This is a genomic window from Lactobacillus nasalidis (assembly GCF_016587775.1).
GTDB classification, from domain to species: Bacteria; Bacillota; Bacilli; order Lactobacillales; family Lactobacillaceae; genus Lactobacillus; species Lactobacillus nasalidis.
In genome coordinates this window covers 1-1282 of sequence record NZ_BOCG01000674.1, presented here as the reverse complement: position 1 = coordinate 1282, position 1282 = coordinate 1, and the positions used below count along the sequence as shown (strand labels likewise).

The 1282-nt window shown below is 55.3% G+C and carries 1 protein-coding gene and 1 pseudogene; one reads left to right on the top strand and one right to left on the bottom strand.

Annotated features, from left to right (window positions below):
• Positions 1 to 597 (bottom strand): LysR family transcriptional regulator (locus lacNas_RS12900; RefSeq protein ID WP_201346928.1); only part of this gene is annotated, 597 nt, incomplete at its 3' end.
• Positions 598 to 759: 162 nt separating this feature from the next.
• On the opposite strand from lacNas_RS12900, the pseudogene lacNas_RS12895 reads away from it, so the two are divergent.
• Positions 760 to 1282 (top strand): annotated as a pseudogene (locus tag lacNas_RS12895) (NAD-dependent malic enzyme); the annotation flags it as partial.

Below are 1282 nucleotides of genomic sequence, written 5' to 3'. Positions count from 1 at the left end.
GGTCTTGGTCAGCCCGATCAGCGGCAGCTTGGCCAGGTCCTGGATGCTGAGCTTTTGGCCGGCATAGCGGTCAAACTGGCGGCCGCCGATCAGCACTTCCTGGAACTGGTAGATCGCTTCCTTGCGGAATTCCTTGCTGGCGTCCAGTGGCGCGGTGATGACGGCGAAATCGACCTGGCCGTTCTCCAGGGCATGGTAGGTGTGCAGGGTCTGGCTGTTCCGGATCTTCAAGTGCACGCCGGGATACTTGTGGTGAAACTGTTCGATCCGGTCCAGCAGAAAGAGGCTCAAGGCCGTTTCACTGGCGCCGATCGCGACGCTGCCGGTTTTCAGCCCCTGCATTTCCGCGAGCTCTTTCTCGCCGGCGCTCAAGGCATCGTAGGCCGCGGCCACGTGCCGGTACAGGGCCTCCCCTTCCGGAGTGAGCGTGACCCCGCGGTTTGAGCGCACGAACAGCTTGCAGCCCAGCTCGCTCTCCAGCCGGTTGATGCTCCGGGCCACGTTGGGCTGGTTGCTGTAGAGCACTTCCGCCGCCTTGGAGAAGCTTTTGAAAAATGCCGCGAAATAAAACACCTTGTAGTAGTTAAAAGTAGCCATGATGCCGCCCCTTTCCCGCCGGTTCATATGTCAAATTGACACATTAAGTGTACCATACTTGTTCTTCCGCGCGGCAATAACCGCGAATATACTATTTTCTAAAGAACCAGAGAGCGGTTCGAAAATGACATCTAGTGATTTATAGAAAGAAGCTTTTCAAAAATGAAGACAGGCTACGATTTGTTAAACGATCCTTTTCTCAACAAGGGCACGGCTTTTACCGAAGAAGAAAGAGCCAAGTACGGCCTGGTGGGCATTCTCCCGCCAACCGTAAGAACCATTGAGGAACAGGCCAAGGAAGTATACGAAAACATTGAAGAAAAGGCCAGTGCCAGTGAAAAGCGGCACTACCTGATGAACATTTTCAGCCGCAACCGGACCTTGTTTTTCCATGTCTTCAAGCAGCACGTGGCGGAACTGATGCCGATCATCTACGATCCAGGCATTGCTGAAAGCATCCGGGAATACAGCAAGTTTTTGATCACTCCGCAAAACGCGGCCTACCTGTCAGTAGACCACCCGGAACAGATGGAAGAAGCGATCCGCAACGCTGCTGCCGGCCGCGACATCGACTTGATCGTCGTCACCGACGCCGAAGCCATTTTGGGAATCGGCGACTGGGGCTCCAACGGCGTCAGCATCTCAATCGGCAAGCTGATGGTCTACACCGGGGCTGCCGGCCTGG